This is a genomic window from Sphingomonas sp. PL20, assembly GCF_017875905.1.
Classification (GTDB): domain Bacteria; phylum Pseudomonadota; class Alphaproteobacteria; order Sphingomonadales; family Sphingomonadaceae; genus Sphingomonas; species Sphingomonas echinoides.
The window spans coordinates 1,434,730-1,458,476 of sequence record NZ_JAGINH010000002.1 but is presented as its reverse complement, the minus strand read 5'-3'; the positions used below and the strand labels follow the sequence as shown (position 1 = coordinate 1,458,476).

The window sequence follows — 23,747 nt, the reverse complement described above, 5'->3', positions numbered from 1 at the left end:
ATGCCCGGCTGAAGATCTTCTGCCCTTGGTAATGGCTGAATTTAAACGCGCGGCAGCCATTACCATGGGCGCATCCAGAAATCAGAGGCACGACCTTCGCACCAGTTGTTCAGTCAATTTTGGGGGTGGGATGCGAGATAAGCGTTTCTACGAAACGCAAGCGCGGCGACCCAGTCGCCGATCCCACCCCCCTGCCCCCCTCCCTGCCCAAATCTCGAAACCTGCGTTCAACATCGGCGACGTCCTCATCGACGCGACGCCCGAGCGCCTTCGCCAGCAGTTCGGCCGCTGCGAGGATGCCGAGCGCGCTATGTTGCGCGACATGCGGATCGAGCAAAACCGGTTGGCCGCGATAACGCGCAGCGACCGCGCAATGCGCCGTCACATCATCGCCATTGCGAAGCTGGAGCGTGAACTGGAAGGGGTGACGATTCGGCTAACGGACCGTGTTCATGAGAAGAAAAAGCCGGTGCCGGCGAACCGTAGAAAGCGTGAGGATATACCGCCGACACGGCGCCTTCCCCGGATGGGCATCGTCATCCTCGACCGCGCTGGTCGGCGCGGAATCTTAGTCCAGATGACCTCGGTCGGCGCTAACGATACGCGGTATCGGCCAGGCTGCGCTCGTCTCCATCTGAACTACATCTGGGCGGAAAATGCCGTAGAACGCCTCTCGTCGGGCGGTCTGTCACGCTGCTCGAACATGGGGCCGACGCCCGAACTCGTGGCGGCCGCCATGGACCTCAAGGAGGATGTCGCGCGCGCCAGCCGCGCCAACGCCAATATCGAAATACGGGTCATCGTGCGCTTGCCCAAGGACATCAGTGCGGACGCGCGCTTCAGCATCGTACACCAAGTGTGCGAGGAATTTTTTGGTCGTCACGGCCTGCCATATGCGGCAGCTGTCCATCCGCCCGATCCACATAGCGACGAGCGCAATTACCATGCTCATATTCAAGCCGGGTTCCGGCCGATGCGCTATGCTGGGGGATCTGATTGGGAGGTCGCGACCGAGCTTCGCACCGACCTTTCCAGACCGATCGGCATACGCCTCCTTCGCGCCGTGGTTGCAGACACAATGACCCAGGTCAGCCGTGAGGAAGGGCGGCATCACATTTATACTTCGCTGTCGATGCAGGAACGCGGGTTGTCGCTGAAACCGACGAAGAAGGTCGGTCGCGAGCAGACCGAAGCCTATCGGCGTGGCGAGTATGTCGGGGTCGTTGAAGAGAATATCCGCATCATCGCCGACAACCTCAAACGGTATGCTGCGCTACGCCTTCGGTGGTTTAAGGAAAAGCTTGCGATGACCCCGCGGCCGATCGAAGTCACCGTGCCGGTTCTCAAAAGCGAGGTCCTCGAAGCCGCCTCACGCCCAATCGAATTGGCCGGCCCGACCGCAAAAAAGCGGCGGGCGCTGGCGCGCCCCGACATCGTTGCCATCCCGGTTTCAAAGAGCATAAACGGTGCTCGCCGCGCTCTGCCGCGCCCCGCTATTGAGAGACAATCCGACCGCATCAAACGAACGCCGGGCTTGGCCGAGGCGACTCCCCCCCGCCCCTTCTTTGACGCAAAGCATAGCCTGGCCACTCTTGACACAGGATCCAGTGGCTTGGCCGAGACAAAGGCGGCCGTGCGTGCGCCCGCGCGCACACAGGTGCCCCGCCCATCGACACCAATAGTCCCGTTCGACATCGAACTGGACGGCGCCAGCAGGTCGAACACCGGGCGCAAGATTGCAGGTCCCACGCTTCCCGCTCCGCCTGCGCAGCGGCCCGACGTTGCAGGGGTGCGTGATGCGATGCTGCTCATCCAGTTGCGACAAGCTCAGCAGAAGGAGCGAGCAAAACTCGCCGCGCGGCGAAAAAATCTTCTCGACCGATCGCTCTTTCTCAAAGGTGATCACGGGAACCCAACACCGGAATATGCGGCGTTCCTGCTCGCGATACGAGAGGATCCAACGATACTGCGCTGGGAGCTCGATACAAAAGGAAGACGTCATACCCCCGCTTTTGCCCGCGGTGACCAAGCGTTCGCCGACCGCTTCGCGCTGTACATGCAGCACCCCACTGTGCGCCGCCAGATTGGGGAGCTTCTGGAGACCGTTTACGAACCTGGCGCAGCGTGGCCCAGCGAGATTTCCAACGGCATGTGGCGCTACGAAGCCGGCAGATATGGTGCGCGTGGCGCAGTGGCGGCGCGTGCTGGATGGACGCAGGGGGACGCGCTTTTCCGGGAGATGATCGCCCCATCAGACACCTCGCCGGTACTCAGCCAAGTCGATAATATTGTCGTTCCCGACATCCGCCAAGTGATTAGCTGGAGCGACGCAAACCTTATGCGTCTTCTGCATCCTGGAGCCCAGGAAATGCTCACCATCGCATACCGCGAACAGCAGGAAGAGCGGGTCGAATGTCTCGCTTCTGTCGCGCAGAGCGTGACGGAGATCGAACGCAAGCTGGCACCCGCGGGCGGCGGGTCCGTGCGAGCAGTGGTGGTTCCGGTTACCATGCCGGCATCCCTGAAGGCGATGTTCTTACGCTGGCAGGACGAGGCCGACTTTTATCTCGACACGGCGCAGAACAGCGAAGCAGGAAAGGCCGCAGTGACGCGCAAGAAACGTTGCGACGATCTTCACCTGCGCGCCTTGCAAGCGGCGCAAGACTGCGGCGATCACCCGGCCGTCTTGCTTGAACTGATCGACCGCGCAGCGGCTGCAAAGCCTATTACGAAACGCGCCGAACACGTCAAAAAGGATCAGAAACGGTCATCTGGTTCCGCTTTTTCAAAAACCTCCCGTACGCGGGGAAACCTCCGGCCGCGTGGCAGAACTAAACAGTAGATCCAGCGACGGCCAAGGTTTGGTTGGCCTCATCGCACCGGTCGCGCTTCCACACGATGGACCAACGGGTGTGCGGACCGGATCAGCCATACGATAAGGAAAAGTAAGATGCGCAACACCTGCGTAGCCGCCGGTCTTGAGCCTGCAAAACCAGCAGCAGCAACGAAAAGGCGCAGCCGCACCGGGCATCAGCCCGTCGCGAAGATTTCAAGAGAAGGCGAAGTGAAGGATCCAGGGGAAAGGAAAAGGAAGGTGGCGAAAGTCAGCTTCGCCCCAGGATTCTTCCACCGTCTCGTGTCGCTCGAAGACGGTGTCCGCTGCTCCATTCGGAGCGATCACGCAATGTGCATGCCGTCGACCTCGTCGCCCTGACCGGTGACGCGGCGCGCGGCATCGCGCGCCATCGGGACCATCCCTCATGAACGCATCTCATGTCATCACTGCCGTCTGTTTTGCCCGGCTCGACGTCGGCCACGAACTCGAAAATTCAAACCCGCAAATCATCGGTGCGGCGACGTTCAGCGGCTCTATCCAGGGTGGCATCGTCACCTTCGCGCTCCATACAGCCGTGCTTACCGCCAAGGACCCAGGCGAAGGCTTGATCAGCTGGCTCGAGACCCGGCTTGGCGATGATCGCACCACACTCGCGGGCTTCGAGCTGAAGGAAAGTGTTCGTCTACTCAAGACACTGCCGAGAGCGCGCTTGTCCGCTGCCGTACGCAATCTGGGCGGCCGTGGCCGGACCATCATTGATCTGGGCGCCGATAAGGATGGCGAACCGATCACGCTCGGCGAGTGCTGTGCGGAGCTGTCCATCCCGTGCGCGACGCCCGATCCTGCCCGTGACTTCATTGGCTGGTGTACCGGTCGCGGAGAGAAGATCGTCGACACGTTGCAACTCGATGTAATCGCCGTGTGGCGCCTTGCCATGCACCAAATCGCGGCGAGGTCGAGCCTCGGCTTCCGGGTCCACGAGGTCATCGAGACACACCTCGCCAACTGGCTCCGCGCAGCCGATTTTCCCGCTGCTGCCGTCCATCTGGAAGCGCTCCCGTCGGCTCAGCTCTGACCGTCCAGCTGGTCGACCATATCCGCGCCGCCGAGCCGAAGCCCCTCCGCAGCGGAACCCCAACCTCAAATAAACAAGGAAACTATCATGCTTCTCGACACCATCGAACCGCGTGGCTTCGAACCTATCGCCACCGCCATCGTCCTGCGAACCGTCGCGACCTGTTACCAGATGTGCCACCAGCCCGACGATCGTGCCTTGATTGGGGTCGGCCTGTTCACTGCCACGCCCCAGGAGGAAGGCTATCGGTTCGCCAGCAATGCACAGGTCCTGCGCGATGGCGACATACCTGCACTGCTTTACTGGCTGGAACAGCGGATACCTCAGTCGGGTGTCATCATCAGCTGGGACAGTTGGTGGCCGGTGACGCGACGCCTTGCAGCATTGATAGACCCGGCTCTTCACCCCCGCACAGTTGCCGCGATTGCAGACCCGGATGGCCGTTGGCGTGACCTGCCACGATCGATGACGTGGCACATGAAACAGACCCCAGTAACCGCAATGCCGTGCCTCTGTGGCCCCGCCCCGCATCCGCCATGCGTGCCTGAGCTTCCAGCAGCATTGCTACCCGATCCCGCAGAGGCCGAGCGCACGATGATGCGGGAAGCAGCGAGGGGTTGGGCCTGCTGGACGAACAGCTTTGGCGACTTCGACGATCATGAGCATCCTGCCCGCCGTGCGCTTGCGGCGTTTCGTGAGCATGCGGCCGGGGTCCGGCAAGCCGGCTGATCGTCGAGCGCCGAACTCGCCAATCTCCCAAATCAGAAATCCGCCAAGCGTGCCGGGGCTGGCCCTGTTGCAGAACTTCGGCGCGGCACACCCTACTCAAGGAGTATTCACATGAACGCCATGACAAATTTTCCGTTGCACGATCGCCGCCCCGTCAGCATCCGGCCCGTCTCGAAAGCAGGCTGGCACCAAATGAGCGGCGATCGCCGCTGCACACATGCCAGTGCGATGGCCAACTACCTATATATCACGCGCGGGGTCGGGGCCGACGACCGCGGTCAAATCGACTACAGCAACCGCGACGACCTCGTCGCTCACGGGCTCGAGCTTCCAGCAAATCATCCCTGCTGGGCGGAAGAACCCGGCCGCATCTGGCGCGAACTCGACGAATCTACGGATCACCTCGCCGCCGATGATGTCCGCGCCTGGCATGTCGTCGTGACGCTCCCTGCCAATGAAGGCCCTGATACTTGGATCGCCATGACCCGCGATTATGCTCTCCGCAGTATTGCCGCCCATGGTCCCGCGGTCGCATGGTCGATCCACGCCAAGACGCATGCTGGCGGTCAAGCAACCGTTCCACCGCATGCGCACCTCATCGTCACAACGCGCGTCTGGCGTCATGAAGCGCGGCGTGGTCAAACCGTACCCGGTTGGTGTGGCCCCGCGGCGCGCGCCAGGTTGCATGCGAACTGGCTCGCAAAGCTCCCCCAGTCGATGCGCGCCGCCGCCGTCAGTCCGTATAGCGCCGGGCAGTACGTACCTGCGCGGCTCGACTTCTCGGCCCTCGGTCACCTCATGGCTGCGCAAACGAGCAAGATCGAACCGAGTTAAAGTTTGGCACCATCTCCCTGAGTTGATCTCGCTTGGATATGCCCCCTTCATGATTCAAAATTTCTGTTATTTTGGATCATGAAGGAGTTTAAAAATGGGCAAGAGGCACAAGCCGGTAGAGATCATTGGCAAACTGCGCGAAGCGGAGATCGTGTTTGCGCAGGGTAGCACGACAGGGGATGCGTTTTGGCGGATCGCTGTTACCGAACAGACCTATTGTCGCTGGCGCAAGGAATATGGTCGACTGAAGACCGATCAGGCCCGGCGCATTCAGGGGCAGTAGAACCTGCGGCTACGCCGGGCAATCTCGGACGCGACGTTCGACAAGCTGATCTTACAGTAGGAAGGACGAGTAAACTTCTAGGCAGCGCGAACAAATTGGTTGACGCAATATACGGTAGTTGACCCAAGCCTTCCGTTTGGAGGCGGGGTTGACCTGGGGCGATCTGAGCGAAGCGGAATTGCGTATTTTGTGAGGCTTGCTGCCGATTGACGCGGCCAGCCGTGCGCCTTGGGTGACCGCCCGAAGAGAACCGTTCGATCATCAACTGCATCCTCTGGCGACTTCGCTGCGGCACGCCTTAGCGCGACCTGCCAACCCAATACGGCAACTGGAACACGATCTACCGTAAGCGTCCGGTCTGCTCCGCCTTGCGGTAGGTGTGATCCGCAGGCCACAGGTGCGGCACTGTGGCAAGCACTGGTGCGGCACTATGGCTATGATGATTATTGATGGTTCTGGCACGGGCGGGGCGGCGCCGCGTCGGCGGTTTAGCGATGACGACAAGGCGCGGATCGTCTCGGAGGCGATGATGCCTGGGGCGAGCGTTTCGGATGTCGCGCGGCGTTACCGGGTTTGTTCTTCGCTGGTGTATCGCTGGCGGCGCGTGCTGCTTCGCGACGGTATTCCGGTCGAGGCACCGCAGCTGCCGGCGCCTGCGTTCGTGCCGGTGGAGGTGGCGAGCGCCGGTGCCGCTACGCAGCCGGAGCCGCTTGGACCAGGAGTGGTCGAGGTGATCTGCTCTGGTGGGCAACGCGTTCGCCTTGCACCACCGATCGACGCGCGGGTGCTGAAGGCCGTGCTGGCCGCGTTCGGATGATCGGCCCGCCGGCCGGCGTCCGGGTGTATCTGGCAGCTGGCGTCACGGATATGCTTAAGGGCTTCGACGGGTTGGCGGCGCTCGTTCAGCAGCGGCTTCGCCAGGATCCGTTCGGCGGAGCGGTGTACGGGTTCCGAGGCAAGCGCGGCGATCTGGTCAAGCTGGTGTGGTTAGACGGTCAGGGTCTGGTGCTCCGCGCCAAGGGGTTGGAGCGTGGCCGGTTCACCTGGCCGGCGACCGCCGACGGCGTCGCCGTGCTCACGCCGGCACAGCTGTCGATGCTGCTCGAAGGGGTCGACTGGCGGCATCCGATCCGCTCGTCGCAGCCAACGCTGGCTTCGTAAAGAGCACGGTTTTGCGCCGTTCCTGCGTGCATGGGCGGCGCCGTTCTGATATAAGCGATCGTGTTGCTGGACGCCGCCTCGCTGCCCGACGATGTAGGCCTCGTCAAGGCCATGCTCGTTGCGGTCGATGTGGAGCTGGAGCAGCTTCGCATGCAGGTGGCGCAGCTTCGGCGCATGGCGTTCGGTCGCTTGTCCAAGCGCCTGACCCGCGAGGCTGACCAGCTGGAGCTCGGACTCGAAGAGGCCGAGGCGGAAGCCGCCGCCACGGTCGCACCGGCCGTTGCCCGTGCGCGCGATGCCGCCAAGCCCTATCGCCAGCCGCTCCCCGACCACCTGCCACGCGAAGACGTGGTGCACGAGCCGCCCTGCACATGTCCCGACTGCGGCGGTGCCATGCGACGCACCGGCGAGGACGTGACCGAGCAGCTCGACTATGTGCCGGCCTCGTTCCGGGTCACACGCCACGTCCGGCTGAGGCTTAGCTGTCGGTCGTGCGAGCGCATCGTGCAGGCGCCGCTACCTTCTATGCCGATCGAGCGCGGCAGACCCGGTGCCGGACTGCTCGCGCACGTGCTCGTATCCAAATACCCAGATCATCTCCCGCTCTACCGCCAGTCAGGGATCTATGCCCGGCACGGCGTGGAGCTCGCGCGCTCGACGCTGGCCGACTGGGTCGGGCGTTCGGCCAGCCTGCTCGACCCGCTGGTCGACGCACTCGAGCGCCACGTCATGGGCGGGTCCACGCTCCACGTCGACGACACGCCGGTGCCCGTGCTTGCGCCCGGCGCGGGGCGCACCAGCACCGGCAGGCTATGGACGCATGTGCGCGACGAGCGCGGGCATGGCAGCGTAGCACCGCGAGCCGTGCTGTTCCGCTATGCACCCGACCGCAAGGGCGAGCCTCCGGCCGCGCACCTCGCTCGGTTCCGAAGGCGATCTTCACGCCGACGGCTATGCCGGCTTCGATCGGCTCTATGGTGAGCGCGTCGCCGAAGTCGCCTGGTGGGCGCACGTCCGGCGCAAGTTCTTCGATGTCCAGGCTGCAACCGGATCGGCGACCGCTCGCGAGGCGCTGGACCACATCGCCGGCCTCTATGCGACCGATCAGGACGTGCGGGGTCGACCGCCCAACGAGCGACGATGCGAGCGCCAAGCCAGAGCCGGACCGCTGCTGGTCGCGTTCCGCAAATGGCTCGACGCGACCGCCCCCAAGCTGGCGCGGCGTTCCGACCTCGCGGTCGCGATCCGCTATGCGCTCACCCGCTGGTCAGCACTGTCCCGCTACGTCGAGGATGGTGGGCTCGAGATCGACAACAACGCGGCGGAGCGCTCGCTGCGCGACATCGCCGTCGGTCGTAAGAACTGGTTGTTCGCCGGCTCGAACCAGGGCGGCCATCGCGCCGCCACCATCTACAGTTTGATCGAGACCGCCAAGCTCAATGGGGTCGATCCAGAGGCTTGGCTCACAGACACCATCGCGCGCATCGCCGACTATCCCGCCCGGTAGATCGACGATCTGTTCCCGTGGAATTACCTCCCAGCATAGGCCGACACCCTCACCGGACGCTTACGATCTACCGCCGGTCTTGGCGCTGCAGCGAGGCCGGAGTCTGGATGAGGTTGTCCAGGCTCGGGTACCGGGCCGTTACAATGCGATCAGGCCCAGACCTTGGATGCCGAATGAAAAAGGACGTGTCCGCGTGATGACCGCTTGACCCTAAAAACCTCATATGAGGACTTGGAGCCTCCGGCAAACCCGGCGCGGCTCACCCTGAGATCCAGTGACCGCGCAAATCGACCGGGCCAGACGGAGCTTCAGGGCGGTTCCTGCTGATACCAAATCTGCAGACACAGGCGCCGAGCTTTTCCGAGCGGCTCATCGATACCGAGGCATTGGGCGCCGCTGAAGCCTTAGGTGACGCCGTTCCGGCACCGCAGTTCCGAGCTTACTTCGATCTTTCTGGTGCCGCTATGGCAGAGCGAAGTGTCGACTGCCCCCGAAGCATCATCTTTACCTTCTGGGCGTAGGCCGATTGTATGATCGGCGAAACACCAATCCAGATCGCTATAAAATCAGTCATCGCCACGTCCGCGGGCTATTTTATCCTCGCAGCAGTGACGGTTTCGACCACCCGCTTCGACGGTGGAGTGGCGTTCATTTGGGTTGCGACAGCACTTCTGATCGCGAGGCTGACGACGCTGCAACCAAGCGCCTGGCCCGCCCATCTCCTGGCGTGCGGAAGTGCGAATGTGGCAGTAACCGCGCTGTTCGGGCTTGGTGTAGCCGCGGCAATTCCGCTGTCGTTCGTCAATCTCTTTGAGGCCGTCATCGCTGCCTCGGTGCTGAGGCTTATCCAGATACCGGAGCGTCCGCTGGAGTCGACGCGCTGGCTCGCGGGCTTCGTGCTTGCAACCGGGATGGTAGCGCCCGCCGCGAGCGGCGTCGGCGGCGCGTCGGTCGCGACGATGGTGGTCGGCGCGGACTTTTCGGCCGCATACCCGCGATGGTTCGCGGGCCATTCTCTTGGGTCGCTGACATTCACGCCCGTATTTATCCTTCTCTTCAGAAAAGATCTCGGTGAGCGGATCCGAGCTATGACCCACAGGCGTGCGGCGAAGACTGCGGTCCTGCTGCTGCTCGTCGTCGGCGTCAGCATCGCCGTCTTCGCCCAGAACAGAATGCCGCTCCTGTTCCTGCCGTTACTTCCCGTGATCTTCGCCACGTTCCGCGGCGGGTCGCTCGCCGCCGCCTCGTCAGTCATCCTGCTGACGATCATCGGGTTCACCTTTACCTTATGCAATACGGGACCGATCAGCCTGATGCATGGAACCATGGGCGACCACATGCAGTTCCTGCAATTCTACCTCGCCGCGACGGTGCTCGCGGTGCTGCCGATCTCGGCCGACCTGGCAAGGCGTAGCAACCTGATCAGCGAGTTGCGGGATAGCAAGGCGCGATACCGAATGCTCGCCGACAACTCTACGGACATCATCCTGAATCTCGACGTCCATGGTCTCGTCCGCTTCGTCTCGCCCTCGATAGCGCAACTGGGCGGGTTCGAGCCTTCGGATCTGGTGGGACGGAACGCTGCGCTGCTCGTGGTGGCTGAGGATCGCGCATCGGCGGCAAGGTCGCACGTCATGACCCTGCGCGGTGGTGGCGCGATGGTCAGTTTCGAATACAGGGCGGTCACCGCGAGCGGCGCGGAACGATGGTTCGAAACCCACAGCCGTGCGGTGCGCGATGACGCCGGGGTCGTTGAAGGCGTAGTCAGCGTGCTTCGCGACATATCCGACCGCAAAGTAATGGAGACGCAGCTGTTCCATGCGGCGCTGACGGATCCCCTCACCCAACTTCCCAACCGCAGGGCATTCAAGCTGGAACTCGAAAGACTTGTTAGACACGTCCACCCGGAGCGCTCGTTCGGGTGTGTAGCCATGTTCGACTTTGATCATTTTAAGCAGGTGAACGACTGCCATGGGCATGAAGCGGGCGACCGAGTACTGCGCGAATTCGGACGCATCGCTATGACGACCGTGCGGGGTGGCGACGTCGTAAGCCGCATAGGGGGCGAGGAGTTCGCCGTCCTTCTCCGGCATGCTTCGCTCGAGCAGGCTATGGTCGTCTGCGAACGGCTACGAAATGCCATCGAAAAGATGGTCATTATGGTCGACGGGCGGCCGGTTCGCGTGACCGTGAGCGGCGGGGTCGCCTTGATCGACGTCGGTGGCGCCGAGGACGCGATACGAAGCGCGGATGCGGCGCTCTACCATGCAAAACGAGATGGCCGAAATCGACTGCAGCTCGCGTCATGATGCAGCCGTTGCGCTTTCTCTGCATTGAGGATGACGCACTCAACCGACGGGTCATGAGCGACATGCTGAACGTGGCCGGAGGAGTTACCGACGAATGCGCCAACGGCGAGGACGGCCTCGCGCAGCTCGACGCCAATGACTTCGACTGCGTTCTACTCGATCTGCGGATGCCCGGAATGGACGGGCATACAGTTATAGAGCGCATCCGTGGGCGCTGCGACGCGAAGGCTCGGCTTCCGATCGTCGTCATCACCGCGGAGGGTTTGGGGCCAGGCACCGCCCGCTGCCTGCGCTCCGGCGCCGACAGGGTCCTTGGTAAGCCGGTCGTCATGGACGAGCTGTTCAAGTGCATCGGCGAAATACTTGGCGCTGGAGGAGCGCTCGTGACGTGACCCGTGTCTCTTGACCACAACGCCGACAGGCGCGGTCGTCGGATCGAGCGGGGTCGGCGTCCAAGTTCTGCGAGTAGCTAAGTCGATCATTTACGATCAATCATTTCAAATCCGTCGAAAGCGATCGACCAAGCAAGATACGGCTTGGCAATATCAATAAAGGTTCGTCGTTACTTTCAACGGTCAATGATAGGCGTGCGACTTCGCCCGATTTGGCTTGCAGAGAGCGCCAAATCAGGCTTTCAGTGAAGGCACCATCCGCAGATCAGCGATTTGAGCATCACGCTCATCAGCGATTTCCACTATCCCGGCGATATCTTTAATCATGCCTGGCGGCGGATCACGATGGCGGCACGCGCAGCCAAAATCGATGCGGTCGACGGACCGTTCGGCGACCTCCGCAACGAGGCGATGTACCCCCGCGAAGCTATCCGAGCACGCAGCCTGGGCATGGTCGGAAAATGGGCAATCCACCCATCGCGGAGCGCCCCTGCGCTTAGTAGGTCTAGCCCAGCCAGGAGGAAGTAATCAACCCGCTCGTCGCGCCTCTCCCGGGCAGGGCCGCTCCTGCAAAGCGCTCCAGTGTGTTCGTGCGCTGACATGGATACAGCGTTTCACTTTTTTTAATGTGCGGCACCCGAAAATACGCTATGATGGCGCTGTCGACCGAGATGAGGGCAACCGATTTTACGGTGGTGGGAATAGGACGGCGCAGTGATGCGTCGTCCTGTTTTCTTGCGATGCGCAGGACATTTCTCGCTCAGTTGCGCAGGCCGACGGCGCTCAGCGCCACTCGACATCCACCGACAAACCAATTTTCAACAGGACGTCACGATCCACTCCCTCGGCGGGTATAAGGTATTTCGCGCATGGTAGCGAAGTGTGTTGTCCAATATACAAGTGGATCCGCTCACGCGAGCAGGAAACGAACAGTCCGTGGATTTGTAAGATGCGACCTGCCTAAGCATGGGCTGAATGACAAATAGTCGCGGTTAGCTGCCGTGCTGACGCGGGCGCTGGCGGGCTTGCCGTATTCCTTGGGCCAACTTAAGCGACGGTTTGTAGAGCGACACCTGACACGTTCGATTCGGAGGGGATTTCATAATGGCAGCAGCAGCCGCCGCGGTCGCGCTCGATCAGCAGGCAGTGGTAACCGCTTTCATGCGCGCCGACGCGGTTCGGCCGTCCGAGGCCATCTTGTTCGAGCCTAAGGGTTCGATCCAGCGCAGTTTCTTCCGCGAATACACGACGGCAGGAATTATCAAGCCCGAAGGTGCTCGTTGGTATCTCAGCATACCGGCATATCACGCCTACAAAAGGCAACAGAGGCGCAAGGTGGCGGTCATCGCTGGCATACTGGCAGCGGTCGCAGGTGCCGCATTGCTGCTTTGATCTGATCAAGCAGGTTAAGGCGCTTAGGCTGTGCCACACGTTTGATACTGGCCGATAGCTGCCCCAGCAGCCCGGCGAGGCTGACCGGATAACCGACACTCAAGTAGCTCGAGGCGTTCTCGAGATCACCCGCCGTTTGTTTATGACGTACTCGATCCGTCTCCGCGGCTGGCAGCTTACCTTATGGCGAGTGGTCATATGTCCTTTGCCCAAATAGCTGTTTGATCGTGGTCCTGGCTGGACCCTGGTACCATTGACTAAAATACGGCTGACGCTTCCGCAGGCACCGAAGGCAAGAGCGTCGCCATACGTTGTGCCCGCATTGCTTCTCCAACCAGGATCAATGCGGGGCCAGCATCCGCCGCACGATCTATTGCCAATCCCAAAAAATCGAGTCGGGTATGAACAAGACATTCCGATGCAAGACTAACGTCACTCGCGATCAGCACTGGAGTCGCCGGGTCAAGGCCATTCGTGATCAACTGGCGCGAAATGACCGCTGCCGCCCCTCGTCCCATGTAAAAGGCAACGGTCGCCGAGGCATCCGACAGCGCTGCCCAGTCAAGATCCAGCGACTCGCCCGCGCGCATGTGCGCAGTTACCAAACGGAATTGCCGGGCCGATCCGCGCAGCGTTAGCGAGACGCAGGCGCTGGCGGCGGCGGCACTTGCTGCTGTGATGCCGGGGCAGATGCGGACACGAAAACCGTGCGTGGTCAGCGCGTCTATCTCTTCGGTGGAACGGCCGAAGATCGACGGATCGCCGCCCTTCAACCGCACCACCCGCTCCCCCGCCCGCGCCGCTGCAACCAGCAATGCGTCGATCGCGGGCTGCGTCTTGGAATGCCGCCCAGAGCGCTTGCCGACCGAGACGCGCCGAACGTGTGGCGGGATCAGCTCGAGCACGCCCGGTCCGACCAGCGCATCGTAGAAGATGATGCTCGCCGCGCCGATCAGCTTTTCGGCCTTGCGCGTCAGCAGATCGGGGTCGCCAGGGCCGGCGCCGACCAGCCACACGTCGCCGGGCGCGATGAGATCAGACATGGGCACTCTCCTGGACGGTCAGCAGTTTGGCGATGGCGGGGCGACATGATCCGCAATTGGTGCCGGCGTTTAGCGCGGCGCCGACCGCCTCGAGACTCACCAGCCGCTCGCCGGTGATCGCGGCGAGCAAGGTGTTGAGCCCGACGTCGAAACACACGCAGACGATCGGCCCGCGATCGAGCGCCGGCGTGGCCGGGCGACCGGCGAGCACTTCGAACGATGATGCGTCGGGCACGCCGAGCTGATCGAGCAGCCAGTCGCGCGGCGGCAGGCCGGCGCCCCGCGAGACGAACAGCGCGGCCTGCAACTGACCGTCGGCGACCACCGCAGCCCGCACCACGCCGCGCCGCGCGTCGATCATCTCGGCGCGCTCGCCGGCTGGCAGCAGGGTGGTGAGCACGGCGGGATCGCCCTCCCCCGCCAGTTCGATCAGCCAGCCGTGCGCAGAGCGGACCCGCGTCCAATACGCGCAATCGGGCGCGCTCGGCCGCTCGCGCGACACGAAGAAGCCGGTCCAGTCGGGCTTGTACGGCCCGGCGCGCGCGGGGGTGTTCTTGAAACCGGGCTGGCCCGAGACGGGATCGCGATCCTTGCCGGGGAGCAATCCGGCGCGGCCGCCGGCGCTGGTCTGGTCGGTCCAGTGGATCGGCACGAACAGCTCGCGGCGGCGCTGATCGGGAGTGATCGCGGCGCGGAAGATGCTCGTGCCGTTCGGCGTCTCGACCCGCGCGAGTGTGCCGTCCGTGAGGCCGAGACGTCGCGCGGTGTCGGGATGGACCTCGACCAGCGGCTCACGGCGGTGCTGTGACAGCTTCGGCGAGAGGCCAGTGCGCGTCATCGTGTGCCATTGGTCGCGGTAACGGCCGGTGTTGAGCCGCAACGGATAGGCGCGGCTGGCGTCGTCGCGCGGGGTATGGACGACGGGCACGAGCTGCGCCTTGCCGTCGGGAGTTGGGAAAGCGCGCTCGGCGAAGGGCGAGGCGCCGCCCCATTGGAACGGCGCCATCGCGGCATAGTCGGCGTCGGAAATCGTCGCTTGGTCGGACATGTCGAGCATCCGCGTGCCGCCATTTTCGAACCCGGTCTGCGCGGCGAACTCGCGGAACACGCTCGCGGCTGTCGGATAGTCGAAACCAGCGAACCCCATGCGCTGTGCGACCTCCGCGATCGCCCACCAGTCGGCGCGCGCCTCGCCCGGGGGCGCAAGAAAGGCGCGTTGGCGCGAGATGCGGCGTTCCGAATTAGTGACCGTGCCGTCCTTCTCGCCCCAGCCGAGCGCGGGCAGCTTCACCTGCGCGAAACGCAGCGTATCGGTCTCGGCGATGCAGTCCGACACCACGACGAACGGGCAATTGGCGAGCGCGACGCGCGCCCTGCGGGCGTCGGGCATCGACACGGCGGGGTTGGTCGCCATGATCCACACCGCCTTGATCCGGCCCTGGGCCATCGCCTCGAACATGTCGACCGCCTTCAGGCCCGGCCCCGGACAGATCGTCGGCGACTGCCAGAAGCGCTGCGCGCGGTCGCGTTCAGCCTCCGAAAACCCCAAATGCGCGGCGAGCGTCGAGGCGAGCCCGCCGACTTCCCGCCCGCCCATCGCATTGGGCTGGCCGGTGATGCTGAACGGCCCTGCGCCGGGCTTGCCGATGCGGCCGGTGGCGAGGTGGAGGTTGATGATCGCGTTGGCTTTGTCGGTGCCGCTGGTCGACTGGTTCACGCCCTGGCTGAACAGCGTGATTGTGCGCGGGTGATCCGCGAACAGATCGTAGAATGCCTGCAGATCGGCGGGCGCGAGGTCGCAGGTGCGCGCGGCGTTGGGGTTCGGCAAGGTCTTCCAGAAGCCGTCGGGGACACTCACGCGCTCGGCCAGCGCCTTGCCGTCGAGCCGCCAGCTCGAGCGCATGTGCGCGAGCAGTCCGGTGAACAGCGCGACATCACTGTCGGGGGCGATCGCAAGATGCAGGTCGGCGCGCTCGGCTGTCTCGGTGCGGCGCGGGTCGATTACCACCAGTTTGGTGCCGCGCGCCGCCCGCGCGGCCTCGATTCGCTGCCAGATCACCGGGTGGCACCAGGCGGTGTTCGATCCGACTAGCACGATCAAATCGGTCGCGTCGAGATCGTCATAGCTGCACGGCACGACATCCTCGCCGAACGCGCGGACATGCGCCGCCACCGCACTTGCCATGCACAGTCTCGAATTGGTGTCGATATTGGCGGTGCCGATAAAGCCCTTCGTCAGCTTGTTGGCGACGTAATAGTCCTCGGTCAGCATCTGACCCGAGGCGTAGAAGGCGACGCTGTCGGGGCCATACTCGGCGATCGTCGCGGCGAAGCGCTGCGCGACGTGGTCCAGCGCATCGTCCCAACTGGCCTGGCGGGTGCCGATCATCGGGTGGAGCAAGCGGCCTTCGAGGCCGATCGTCTCGCCGAGATGCGTGCCTTTAGAGCACAGCTTGCCGAAATTCGCCGGGTGGGCCGGGTCGCCCGCGATCGTCGCAGAGCGTGCGCCGGTGGCCGTGGCGAGCACGCCGCAGCCGACGCCGCAATAGGCGCAAGTGGTCTTGACCGTGGTCAAGCCACGCCTTCCAGCGCCGCCGCGCGGCCGATCAGGATGCGGCCACCATCGATCTTGACCGGGATCACCGGCACGCATCCCTTGTCTTCGCCAAGCGCCTCGCCCGTCACCAACGAGATCCGCCAATTGTGCAGCGGGCACGTCACCGTGGTGTCGTGGACGATCCCCTGGCTGAGCGGCCCCTGCTTGTGCGGGCACTGGTTGGCGAGCGCATAGACTTCGCCATTGGCGGTGTGAAAGATCGCGATCTCGCGCCCGCCGCGGACCGGCAGCGTCCGCGCGCCGAGAGCGGGGAGTTGGTCGACCGGACCGATGTCGAGCCATTCACCGACCGCGCTCACGCCGTCACCAACGCAGGCGCCGCGAGGGGACGGATTTCGGCGAGATGCTGATGGAGTTTGTAATCCTCGCCCGCCGCGCGTTTCGCCCAGGGATCGTCCTGCATGAAGCGCTGCGAAAAGTGGAAGCGTGCGGTCAGCGCCACGCGGCCATCCACATCCTCGACGATCCGCTGCTTGATATAGTCGAGCCCGACACGCTCGACCCACGGCGCGGTGCGGTCGAGATAGCGCGCTTCCTCGCGGTACAGCTGGATGAACGCCGCGCAGTGATCGAGCGCCTCCTGCTCGGTCGCGACCTTGCACAGGAAATCTGTGCCGCGCAGCTTGATCCCGCCATTGCCACCGATCGACAGTTCGTAGCCGCTGTCGACACAAATCACGCCGAAATCCTTGATCGTCGCCTCGGCGCAATTGCGCGGACAGCCCGAGACCGCGATCTTGAACTTGTGCGGCATGAAGCTGCCCCAGGTCATCTGCTCGGTCTTGATCCCGAGCCCGGTCGAATCCTGCGTGCCGAAGCGGCACCATTCGGAGCCGACGCAGGTCTTCACGGTGCGGAGCGCCTTGGCATAGGCATGGCCGCTGACCATTCCGGCCGCTTTGAGATCGGCCCAGACCGCGGGCAGATCCTCCTTCTTGATCCCGAAGATGTCGAGCCGCTGGCCGCCGGTCACCTTGACCATCCGCGCCTCGTATTTCTCGGCGACGTCGGCGATCGCGCGCAGTTCCTTGGGGTTGGTGACCCCGCCCCACATCCGCGGGACGACCGAATAGGTGCCGTCCTTCTGGATGTTGGCGTGCATCCGCTCGTTGACGAAGCGCGACTGGTTGTCGTCGACGAACTCGCCCGGCCAGGCGCAGAGCAGATAGTAATTGAGCGCGGGGCGGCACGACGAACAGCCATCAGGTGTCGTCCAGTGCAGTGCCTGCATCACCGGCGGGATCGCTTTCAGATCTTTCTCGAGGATCAGGCGGCGGACGTCCTCATGCGTGAAGCTGGTGCATTTGCACACGGTCGGCGCGGTCCGCTCGCCGTCGAACGCCTCGCCGAGCGTGACCGCGAGCAGCCCTTCGACCAGATTGGTGCACGACCCGCACGAGGCCGAGGCCTTAGTGCACGCGCGCACCGCGTCGAGCGTACACGCGCCGTCCACGATCGCGCCGACCACCCTGCCCTTGCTGACGCCGTTGCAGCCGCAGATCTCGGCGTCGTCCGCCAAAGCCGCGACTGCCGCATTAGGGTTTGCCGATGCCGCTCCTCCGGCTGCGAAGGCTTGCCCGAAGATCAGCGCGTCGCGGATTTCGGCGACGTCCTGCTGCTTCTTGAGCAGGTCGAAATACCAGTTGCCGTCCTGCGTATCGCCATAGAGCACCGCGCCGATGACGCGGTCGTCCTTCACCACGACGCGCTTGTAGATGCCGCGCGCCGCATCGCGCATGACGATGTCTTCGCACCCTTCGCCGCCAGAGAAGTCGCCCGCCGAGAAGACGTCGATCCCCGAGACCTTCAATTTGGTCGAGGTGACCGAGCCGGTATAGCCCGAGGGCGTCGCGACGAGCCCGTCGGCGAGGCTGCGGCACATGTCCCACAGCGGCGCGACGAGGCCATAGACGAGGCCGTTATGCTCGACGCACTCGCCAACCGCGAGCACGTTGGCGTCGGACGTCACGAGATGATCGTCGACATGGATCCCGCGCCCGATCGCCAGCCCGGCGGCGCGCGCGAGCTTGACGTTGGGGCGGATGCCGACAGCCATCACCACCAGCGCCGCGGGGATGTCGCGCCCGTCCTTGAGGCGGACGCCCTCGACCTTGCCCTGGCCGTAGATCTCGGCAGTGTCGGCGCCGGTCAGGATCGTCTGTCCGCGCGCCTCGAGCGCTGCCTTGAGCAGCCAGCCCGCCGCTTCGTCGAGCTGGCGCTCCATCAGCGTCGGCATGATGTGGAGCACGGTTACCTTCATCCCGCGCAGCGACAGGCCGTGCGCCGCCTCGAGCCCGAGCAGCCCGCCGCCGATCACCACCGCGTCGCCGCCGGCATCCGCCGCGCGCAGCATGGCGCCGACATCGTCCATGTCGCGGAAGCTGACGACGCCCTGCAGATCATGCCCCGGCACCGGGATGATGAACGGGTCCGAGCCGGTCGCGAGGATGAGCGTGTCATAGCTCTCGACCCGGCCCGAGCGCGCGGTGACGGTCTGGATCTTGCGGTCGATCGCGACGACGGGGTCGCTCGCCACCAGCTCGATCGCATTGTCGGCATACCAGGCGAGGTCGTTGATCACGATGTCGTCGAACGCCTTGTCCCCGGCGAGCAGCGGCGAGAGCATGATGCGGTTGTAGTTCACGTGCGGCTCGGCGCCGAAGATCGTGATGCGATAGCGCTCCGCATCGCGCGCGAGGATTTCCTCGACCGCGCGGCAGCCCGCCATGCCGTTGCCGATGACGATGAGATGCGGTTTGGTCATGAGAAAGCCCAATCCAGGGAAAGCCAGAGCTTCTTGGTGTCGGTCGCGTAGCGATCGGCGCGATAGTCGGCATATTTGAGGAGCGCGGTGTATCGGCCCCGCTTGACGCTGAGCTGCGCGTCGACCTCGTCGCCGTAATGTTGGCCGAGCCGGTCGCTGTCGAAGCGGTGATAGGCGGCGACCAGGGCGATCGCGTCGAGCCCGGCGACCTTCTTCCAGCCATAGCCGACCGAGCCATAGGCATCGCGCAAGCCGTTGGGCGGGGTGACGAGGAACTTGTCCGCCCAGCCGTTGAACTTGTGGAGCGTGGCAAGCGGGGTTTGAAAGCTCGTGACCGCAACGCCTTTGTCCGCGCCGAGCACCTCATACCCCCCGGTCAGCGTCAGCGCCTTGGCGGCGATGCCGAGTTCACCCGCATAATAGTCTGCATGATACCGGTTGGGGTTGCGGTGATAGTCGCGCTGCGACGCGAAGCTCGCGAGGTAGCTCAGCTTGAGCGTCTTGCTCAGCGGATAGGCTCCGGCGAAGCGCCCGCCATAGCTCTGGCTCGAATTGACGAACACCTGCCGCTGGTCCTGATCGACCAGATAGGCAAAGCCCGTCAGCGTGCCGAGGCTGCTCTTGTAGGCCAGGTTGGCGAAGACGTTGTCACCGCCGATCTCGTCCAACCGCGCCGGACCGAAGCGATTGCCGCCGTCGATCCCCCAGATCGTGCGGACGTTGTTTGCATAAGTGACATCGGCCTTGAGGTTCTTGATCGCCGACCATTCGACGCGCACCGCATCGAAGGTTTGCTCATTGTCGCGCCACGCGACCGCGCCGACGAAGCGCTGGTCGTCAAGGTTGATCGCCTGCCGCCCGACGGTGACGACGGTCTGCTTGAGCCCGCGATATTGCAGCTGCAACCGGTTGAGTTCGATATTCTGCGGATCGGAAACGATCGGGTACGCGGTCTTGCCGTTGACACCGCTATTGTACGCCGGGTTGATCGCGAGCGTCGCCTCGGATTCGGCGAGGAAGCTGAAATCGCTGAGCTTCGCCTCGAACCCGCTGCGGAGCCTGAGCGTGACGGCGTCGGCGTCCTTCGCAAGCGGTGCCTGCTCGACATGTTCGTAGCGCAGGCGCGCATCGATCAACGGGGTGAAGGTGAGCGGGTCGGCGAGGGCCGGTGTCGCCACCAGCCCTCCCAGTGCGAGGAGCGACAGCGCGCGCATCAGATCCGCGCTCCGTTCGCCGCGGTCCAGCTGCCGCGCCAGTGGCGCTTGACCTTGAGGATGCCGAGCAAGGCGACGACCGCGAGCCCGGCGAAGATCAGGAAGCCGGGCGAGGTGCTCCCGGTCCACTGCTTGGCGAAGCCAAGCGAGGAGGCGAGGTAGAAGCCGCCGATCCCACCGCCGAAGCCGACCAGGCCGGTCATCACGCCGATCTCGCTGCGGAAGCGCTGCGGCACGAGCTGGAACACCGCGCCGTTGCCGAAACCAAGCGTCGCCATCACCAGCAGGAACAGGCCGAGCGAGACGGTCAGCGAGGCAGGCGCGGTGCTGATCGCGATCAGGACGAGCGCCGCCAGCAGATAGACCGCGGTCAGCGTGCTGATCCCGCCGATCCTGTCCGCCACCGCGCCGCCGATCGGCCGCACCAGCGATCCCGCGAAGACGCACGCAGCGGTGCAATAGCCCGCCGTCACCGGGGTCAGCGCGAAACGGTCAGTGAAATAGACCGGCAGGCTGGCGGCAAGCCCGACAAAGCCGCCGAAGGTGACGCCATAGAACAGCATGAACCACCAAGTGTCGGCTTCCTTGAGCACCGACAGATAGGCGGCGAACGGCTTGGGCGCAGGCTGGCTCGGCGAATCCTTCGCCATCGCCATATAGAGCAGGAACACGATCGCCAGCGGGATCACCGCGAGCCCCAGCACCGCGTTCCACCCGAACGCCTTGGCGAGCATCGGCGCGAATAGCGAGGCGAGCACGGTGCCCGAATTGCCCATGCCGGCGATCCCCATTGCCTTGCCCTGATGCTCGGCCGGATACCAGCGCGAGGCCAAGGGCAGCGCGACCGCGAAGCTTGCCCCCGCAAAACCGAGCACGACGCCGAGCGCGAGCGTGCCCGCAAAGCTGTTGACCCCGAACAGCCAGCCGATCGACAGGCCGGCGATGACGATGATCTGCCCGATCGCGCCGGTCTTCTTCGGCCCGATCTTGTCGACGAGCAGCCCGTTGACCAGCCGCAGCACCGCGCCCGCGAGCGTCGGCACGGCGACCATCAGCCCCTTCTCGGCGGGCGACAGCGCCAGTTCCTTGGCGATGATCGGCGCGAGCGGCCCGAGCAGCACCCACACCATGAAGGCGAGGTCGAAATAGAGGAAGGCGGCGATCAGCGTCGGGCGGTGCCCGCTCTGCCAGAAGCCCGTCGCGTCCGCTGCGCTCGGCTTCGCCTTGGTTCGCGCGCTGGTCCCCGCCAGCCCCGCGTCAAACTCTGTCTGCAGCTGCGTCATCGTCCCGATTCCCCTCGAGCAAACGCAAAAAAGCCGCCGCGACGCTCGATCTTCCGAGACGCGACGGCGACTTTGCCAGAATGTTGGTGATGCCGAAGACGCTACCCCGTTGCAGCGTCTCGACGATAACCGAAAGCTGCCGCGATTCGCGCCGCAACGCAACAATTTTCTGCAGCCCGGCGAATTATGCTTCGAATCCGCCCAAATAGCCTGCGAGGTCGGCTGGATCGAAACTCCGCGCATCGAAGAATCGGTCGGCACCCATGATCAAGCGCCCCTGCGTCGTACCGACCCCGAGCGCTTCGACGATGCCGCCCTCGAGCTTCGAGCTCGCCCCAGGCAGCGGCACACCGAGCGGTCGCAGCGCGGCGCGGTAGACGTCGGGGCGGAAGACGCGCTGCGCCGCGTCGTAATCGGCCGGGTTCGGTGCCGCGTGGCCGGCGATGCACATCTGCGCATAGAGCCACGCCGCCTGGCTGACCCACGGGAAATTGGCCGCCTCGCGGTGCTGGAACATGAAGTCGGGCACGTCGATCGGCGCCGCCCCTTGCGCAAACACGATGCGGTCCGAAATGGCATGGCCGATCAGCGTCGCCGACCCATCCAGATAGTCGGGGCCGGCGAGGATCGCGGCAATCTCCTCGCGCCGCGCCGGATCGACGAAGGCGACGCCCGCGCGGTACAGCGCACGCAGCAGCCGATGCGTGAGGTCGGATTCCTCCTCCATCCGCGCGGTGCGCATCGCCAGCACCTTCTCGACGCCGCGCAGCCAGATCTGCGACGTTACCGCGACGATCACCCCGACGCCGCGGTCGACCGCGACGCTGTTCCACGGCTCACCGACGCAGATGCCGTCAATCTCACCCGCGGCGAGCGCGTCGGCAGCGAACGGCGGCGCGACCGTGACGATCGCAACATCGCGGTCAGGATCGATCCCGCAGCCGATCAGCCAATAGCGCAGCATGTAATTGTGGCTCGAATAGCGATGCACCACGCCAAAGCGCAACGGCGTGCCGCGCTCCCGCGCCGCCTGCGCCACTTCGGCAAGCCGCGCGCCGATAGCCGCGACATCGCCCGGCGCGCCCACCGCAGTGACCTGCGTGGCCAGATCGGGCCGCAGCGTGATCGCATTGCCGTTGAGCCCGAGCACGAACGGCACCGACAGCGGTGTCGCCGGCCGCCCCAGCCCGAGCGTCGTCGCGATCGCCAGCGGCGCGAGCAGATGCGCGGCATCACTATGGCCATAAAGCAGCCGGTCGTTGACCGTCGCCCAGCTCATGTCGCGCACGAGCTCGAGCGCGATCCCCTCGGCCTCGGCAAAGCCAAGCTCGCGCGCGAGGATCGGCAAGGCGGCGTCGACCAGCGGCAGGAAACCGATGCGGAACGGCGTGGTCGTCATAAGTCCCCCATCAGCCGGTTGGCGGTAACGATCGCGTCGGCGACGTCGCCAATCCGCCGCCCGCTATCCATCGCCGCCTTGCGCAGTGCGACATAGGCAGCAGGCTCGTCGATCCCGCGCTTCTTCATCAGCAGCGCCTTAGCCTCGTCGATCGCCTTGCGCTCGGCGAGCGCGGAGCGCGCTTCGTCGAGTTCGGCGCGCAGCCGCGAGTAAGCGCGAAAGCGGCGGATCGCGAGTTCGAGGATCGGCCGGATGCGCTCCTTCTTGAGGCCGTCGACGACATAGGCGGAAACGCCCGCATCGATCGCCGCCTCGATCCCGGCGACATCGCTCTGGTCGACGAACATCGCCACCGGCCGCGCCATCGCCTTCGACAAAGCGAACAGTTCCTCAAGCTCGTCGCGATGCGGATTGGCGAGGTTGATCAGCACGACATCGGGCGACAGCGCCTCGAGCCGCGCGGCGATGCCGCGGCGATCGACGAAGATCGTGACGTCGCTTAGGCCAGCATCGCGCAGCCCTTCCTCGATCACGGCCGCCCGCGCGGCACTTTCATCGACAATCGCAATCCGCAAGGCGCGCCCCCCGCTACCGTCCATAGACCCTGGATCCGACAGACCAAAGCTGATTGAACATGGCCATATGCCAGCGCGGCGTCTTATGCTTTGCTCGACGTCCGTTCGTGGGGTGGCAAAATTCTATTTTTGTCGTGAAGGTTTAGCGCAGAGCTACCTACAAGCCGTTCCGTGGCAACCTCTGCTATGCTTTGGCTAACGCGACCCCATCGTGCGAATGCCACCGTTGACGCAGCCTTCCGAGCTCGGCCGTTCGCTCAGCAACATCGGCACCAACCATAGATGCTAAGGGCTAATTTACTCCGATGGATGTACCGTGGTGCAGTAACCTAAC

18 protein-coding genes and 2 pseudogenes are annotated in these 23,747 nt (G+C 64.3%); 12 read left to right on the top strand and 8 right to left on the bottom strand.

What is annotated here, in order from left to right; genetic code table 11:
- Window positions 1–31 precede the first annotated feature (31 nt).
- The 12 genes and pseudogenes from H4W01_RS06855 to H4W01_RS06795 all read left to right on the top strand — a co-directional run bounded on the left by H4W01_RS06855 (window position 32) and on the right by H4W01_RS06795 (window position 12,518).
- Window positions 32–2,842 carry a hypothetical protein gene (locus tag H4W01_RS06855; RefSeq protein WP_209610410.1) on the top strand — a complete coding sequence of 937 codons (2,811 nt, stop codon included), beginning with the start codon at window positions 32–34 and terminating at the stop codon, window positions 2,840–2,842.
- Window positions 2,843–2,950: 108 nt separating this feature from the next.
- Window positions 2,951–3,214: a hypothetical protein gene (locus H4W01_RS06850; RefSeq protein ID WP_133187740.1), complete on the top strand. Its 264-nt coding sequence runs from the start codon at window positions 2,951–2,953 to the stop codon at window positions 3,212–3,214.
- 46 nt (window positions 3,215–3,260) lie between these two features.
- Window positions 3,261–3,911, top strand: a complete 651-nt coding sequence (locus H4W01_RS06845; protein WP_209610409.1) for a hypothetical protein — start codon at window positions 3,261–3,263, stop codon at window positions 3,909–3,911.
- Between the two features lie 87 nt (window positions 3,912–3,998).
- Window positions 3,999–4,640 (top strand): hypothetical protein, encoded by a 642-nt coding sequence (locus H4W01_RS06840; protein ID WP_209610408.1) that lies wholly within the window; start codon window positions 3,999–4,001, stop codon window positions 4,638–4,640.
- A gap of 192 nt (window positions 4,641–4,832) precedes the next feature.
- Window positions 4,833–5,474: a MobA/MobL family protein gene (locus H4W01_RS06835; protein WP_209610407.1), complete on the top strand. Its 642-nt coding sequence runs from the start codon at window positions 4,833–4,835 to the stop codon at window positions 5,472–5,474.
- Between the two features lie 94 nt (window positions 5,475–5,568).
- Window positions 5,569–5,754 (top strand): annotated as a pseudogene (locus H4W01_RS06830) (IS3 family transposase); the annotation flags it as partial.
- 433 nt (window positions 5,755–6,187) lie between these two features.
- A complete protein-coding gene (gene tnpA, locus H4W01_RS06825; RefSeq protein WP_209610406.1) occupies window positions 6,188–6,574 on the top strand; it encodes an IS66-like element accessory protein TnpA in 387 nt (128 codons plus the stop codon).
- On the top strand, window positions 6,571–6,918 hold the full coding sequence (gene tnpB / locus H4W01_RS06820) for an IS66 family insertion sequence element accessory protein TnpB (protein WP_209610405.1): 348 nt from the start codon (window positions 6,571–6,573) through the stop codon (window positions 6,916–6,918). The genes tnpA and tnpB overlap by 4 nt, the downstream gene beginning before the upstream one ends.
- A gap of 111 nt (window positions 6,919–7,029) precedes the next feature.
- Window positions 7,030–8,425 (top strand): annotated as a pseudogene (gene tnpC / locus H4W01_RS06815) (IS66 family transposase).
- 530 nt (window positions 8,426–8,955) lie between these two features.
- Window positions 8,956–10,734 (top strand): sensor domain-containing diguanylate cyclase, encoded by a 1,779-nt coding sequence (locus H4W01_RS06810; RefSeq protein ID WP_209610404.1) that lies wholly within the window; start codon window positions 8,956–8,958, stop codon window positions 10,732–10,734.
- A complete protein-coding gene (locus H4W01_RS06805; RefSeq protein ID WP_209613273.1) occupies window positions 10,734–11,126 on the top strand; it encodes a response regulator in 393 nt (130 codons plus the stop codon). The genes H4W01_RS06810 and H4W01_RS06805 overlap by 1 nt, the downstream gene beginning before the upstream one ends.
- Before the next feature lie 1,104 nt (window positions 11,127–12,230).
- Window positions 12,231–12,518, top strand: a complete 288-nt coding sequence (locus H4W01_RS06795) for a hypothetical protein (protein ID WP_209610403.1) — start codon at window positions 12,231–12,233, stop codon at window positions 12,516–12,518.
- Window positions 12,519–12,775: 257 nt separating this feature from the next.
- Here H4W01_RS06795 and cobA read toward each other — a convergent pair whose 3' ends face one another.
- From cobA to H4W01_RS06755, 8 genes are all read right to left on the bottom strand, one after another.
- Entirely contained in the window at window positions 12,776–13,567 is a 792-nt protein-coding gene (gene cobA, locus H4W01_RS06790; protein ID WP_209610402.1) for a uroporphyrinogen-III C-methyltransferase, read from the bottom strand.
- Window positions 13,554–16,136 carry a molybdopterin-dependent oxidoreductase gene (locus H4W01_RS06785; RefSeq protein WP_334685182.1) on the bottom strand — a complete coding sequence of 861 codons (2,583 nt, stop codon included), beginning with the start codon at window positions 16,134–16,136 and terminating at the stop codon, window positions 13,554–13,556. Before H4W01_RS06785 ends, cobA begins: the two co-directional genes overlap by 14 nt.
- A complete protein-coding gene (gene nirD, locus H4W01_RS06780; RefSeq protein WP_189677566.1) occupies window positions 16,133–16,477 on the bottom strand; it encodes a nitrite reductase small subunit NirD in 345 nt (114 codons plus the stop codon). Before nirD ends, H4W01_RS06785 begins: the two co-directional genes overlap by 4 nt.
- Window positions 16,474–18,942, bottom strand: coding sequence for a nitrite reductase large subunit NirB (gene nirB, locus H4W01_RS06775; protein WP_209610400.1), 2,469 nt, complete (start codon window positions 18,940–18,942; stop codon window positions 16,474–16,476). Before nirB ends, nirD begins: the two co-directional genes overlap by 4 nt.
- Complete coding sequence (locus H4W01_RS06770; protein WP_209610399.1) at window positions 18,939–20,156, bottom strand: alginate export family protein; 1,218 nt, start codon at window positions 20,154–20,156, stop codon at window positions 18,939–18,941. The genes nirB and H4W01_RS06770 overlap by 4 nt, the downstream gene beginning before the upstream one ends.
- On the bottom strand, window positions 20,156–21,439 hold the full coding sequence (locus H4W01_RS06765) for a nitrate/nitrite transporter (protein WP_209610398.1): 1,284 nt from the start codon (window positions 21,437–21,439) through the stop codon (window positions 20,156–20,158). The genes H4W01_RS06770 and H4W01_RS06765 overlap by 1 nt, the downstream gene beginning before the upstream one ends.
- 184 nt (window positions 21,440–21,623) lie before the next feature.
- Window positions 21,624–22,838 carry an ABC transporter substrate-binding protein gene (locus H4W01_RS06760; protein WP_209610397.1) on the bottom strand — a complete coding sequence of 405 codons (1,215 nt, stop codon included), beginning with the start codon at window positions 22,836–22,838 and terminating at the stop codon, window positions 21,624–21,626.
- Window positions 22,835–23,413, bottom strand: a complete 579-nt coding sequence (locus tag H4W01_RS06755) for an ANTAR domain-containing response regulator (protein WP_209613271.1) — start codon at window positions 23,411–23,413, stop codon at window positions 22,835–22,837. The genes H4W01_RS06760 and H4W01_RS06755 overlap by 4 nt, the downstream gene beginning before the upstream one ends.
- Between the last annotated feature and the right edge of the window lie 334 nt (window positions 23,414–23,747).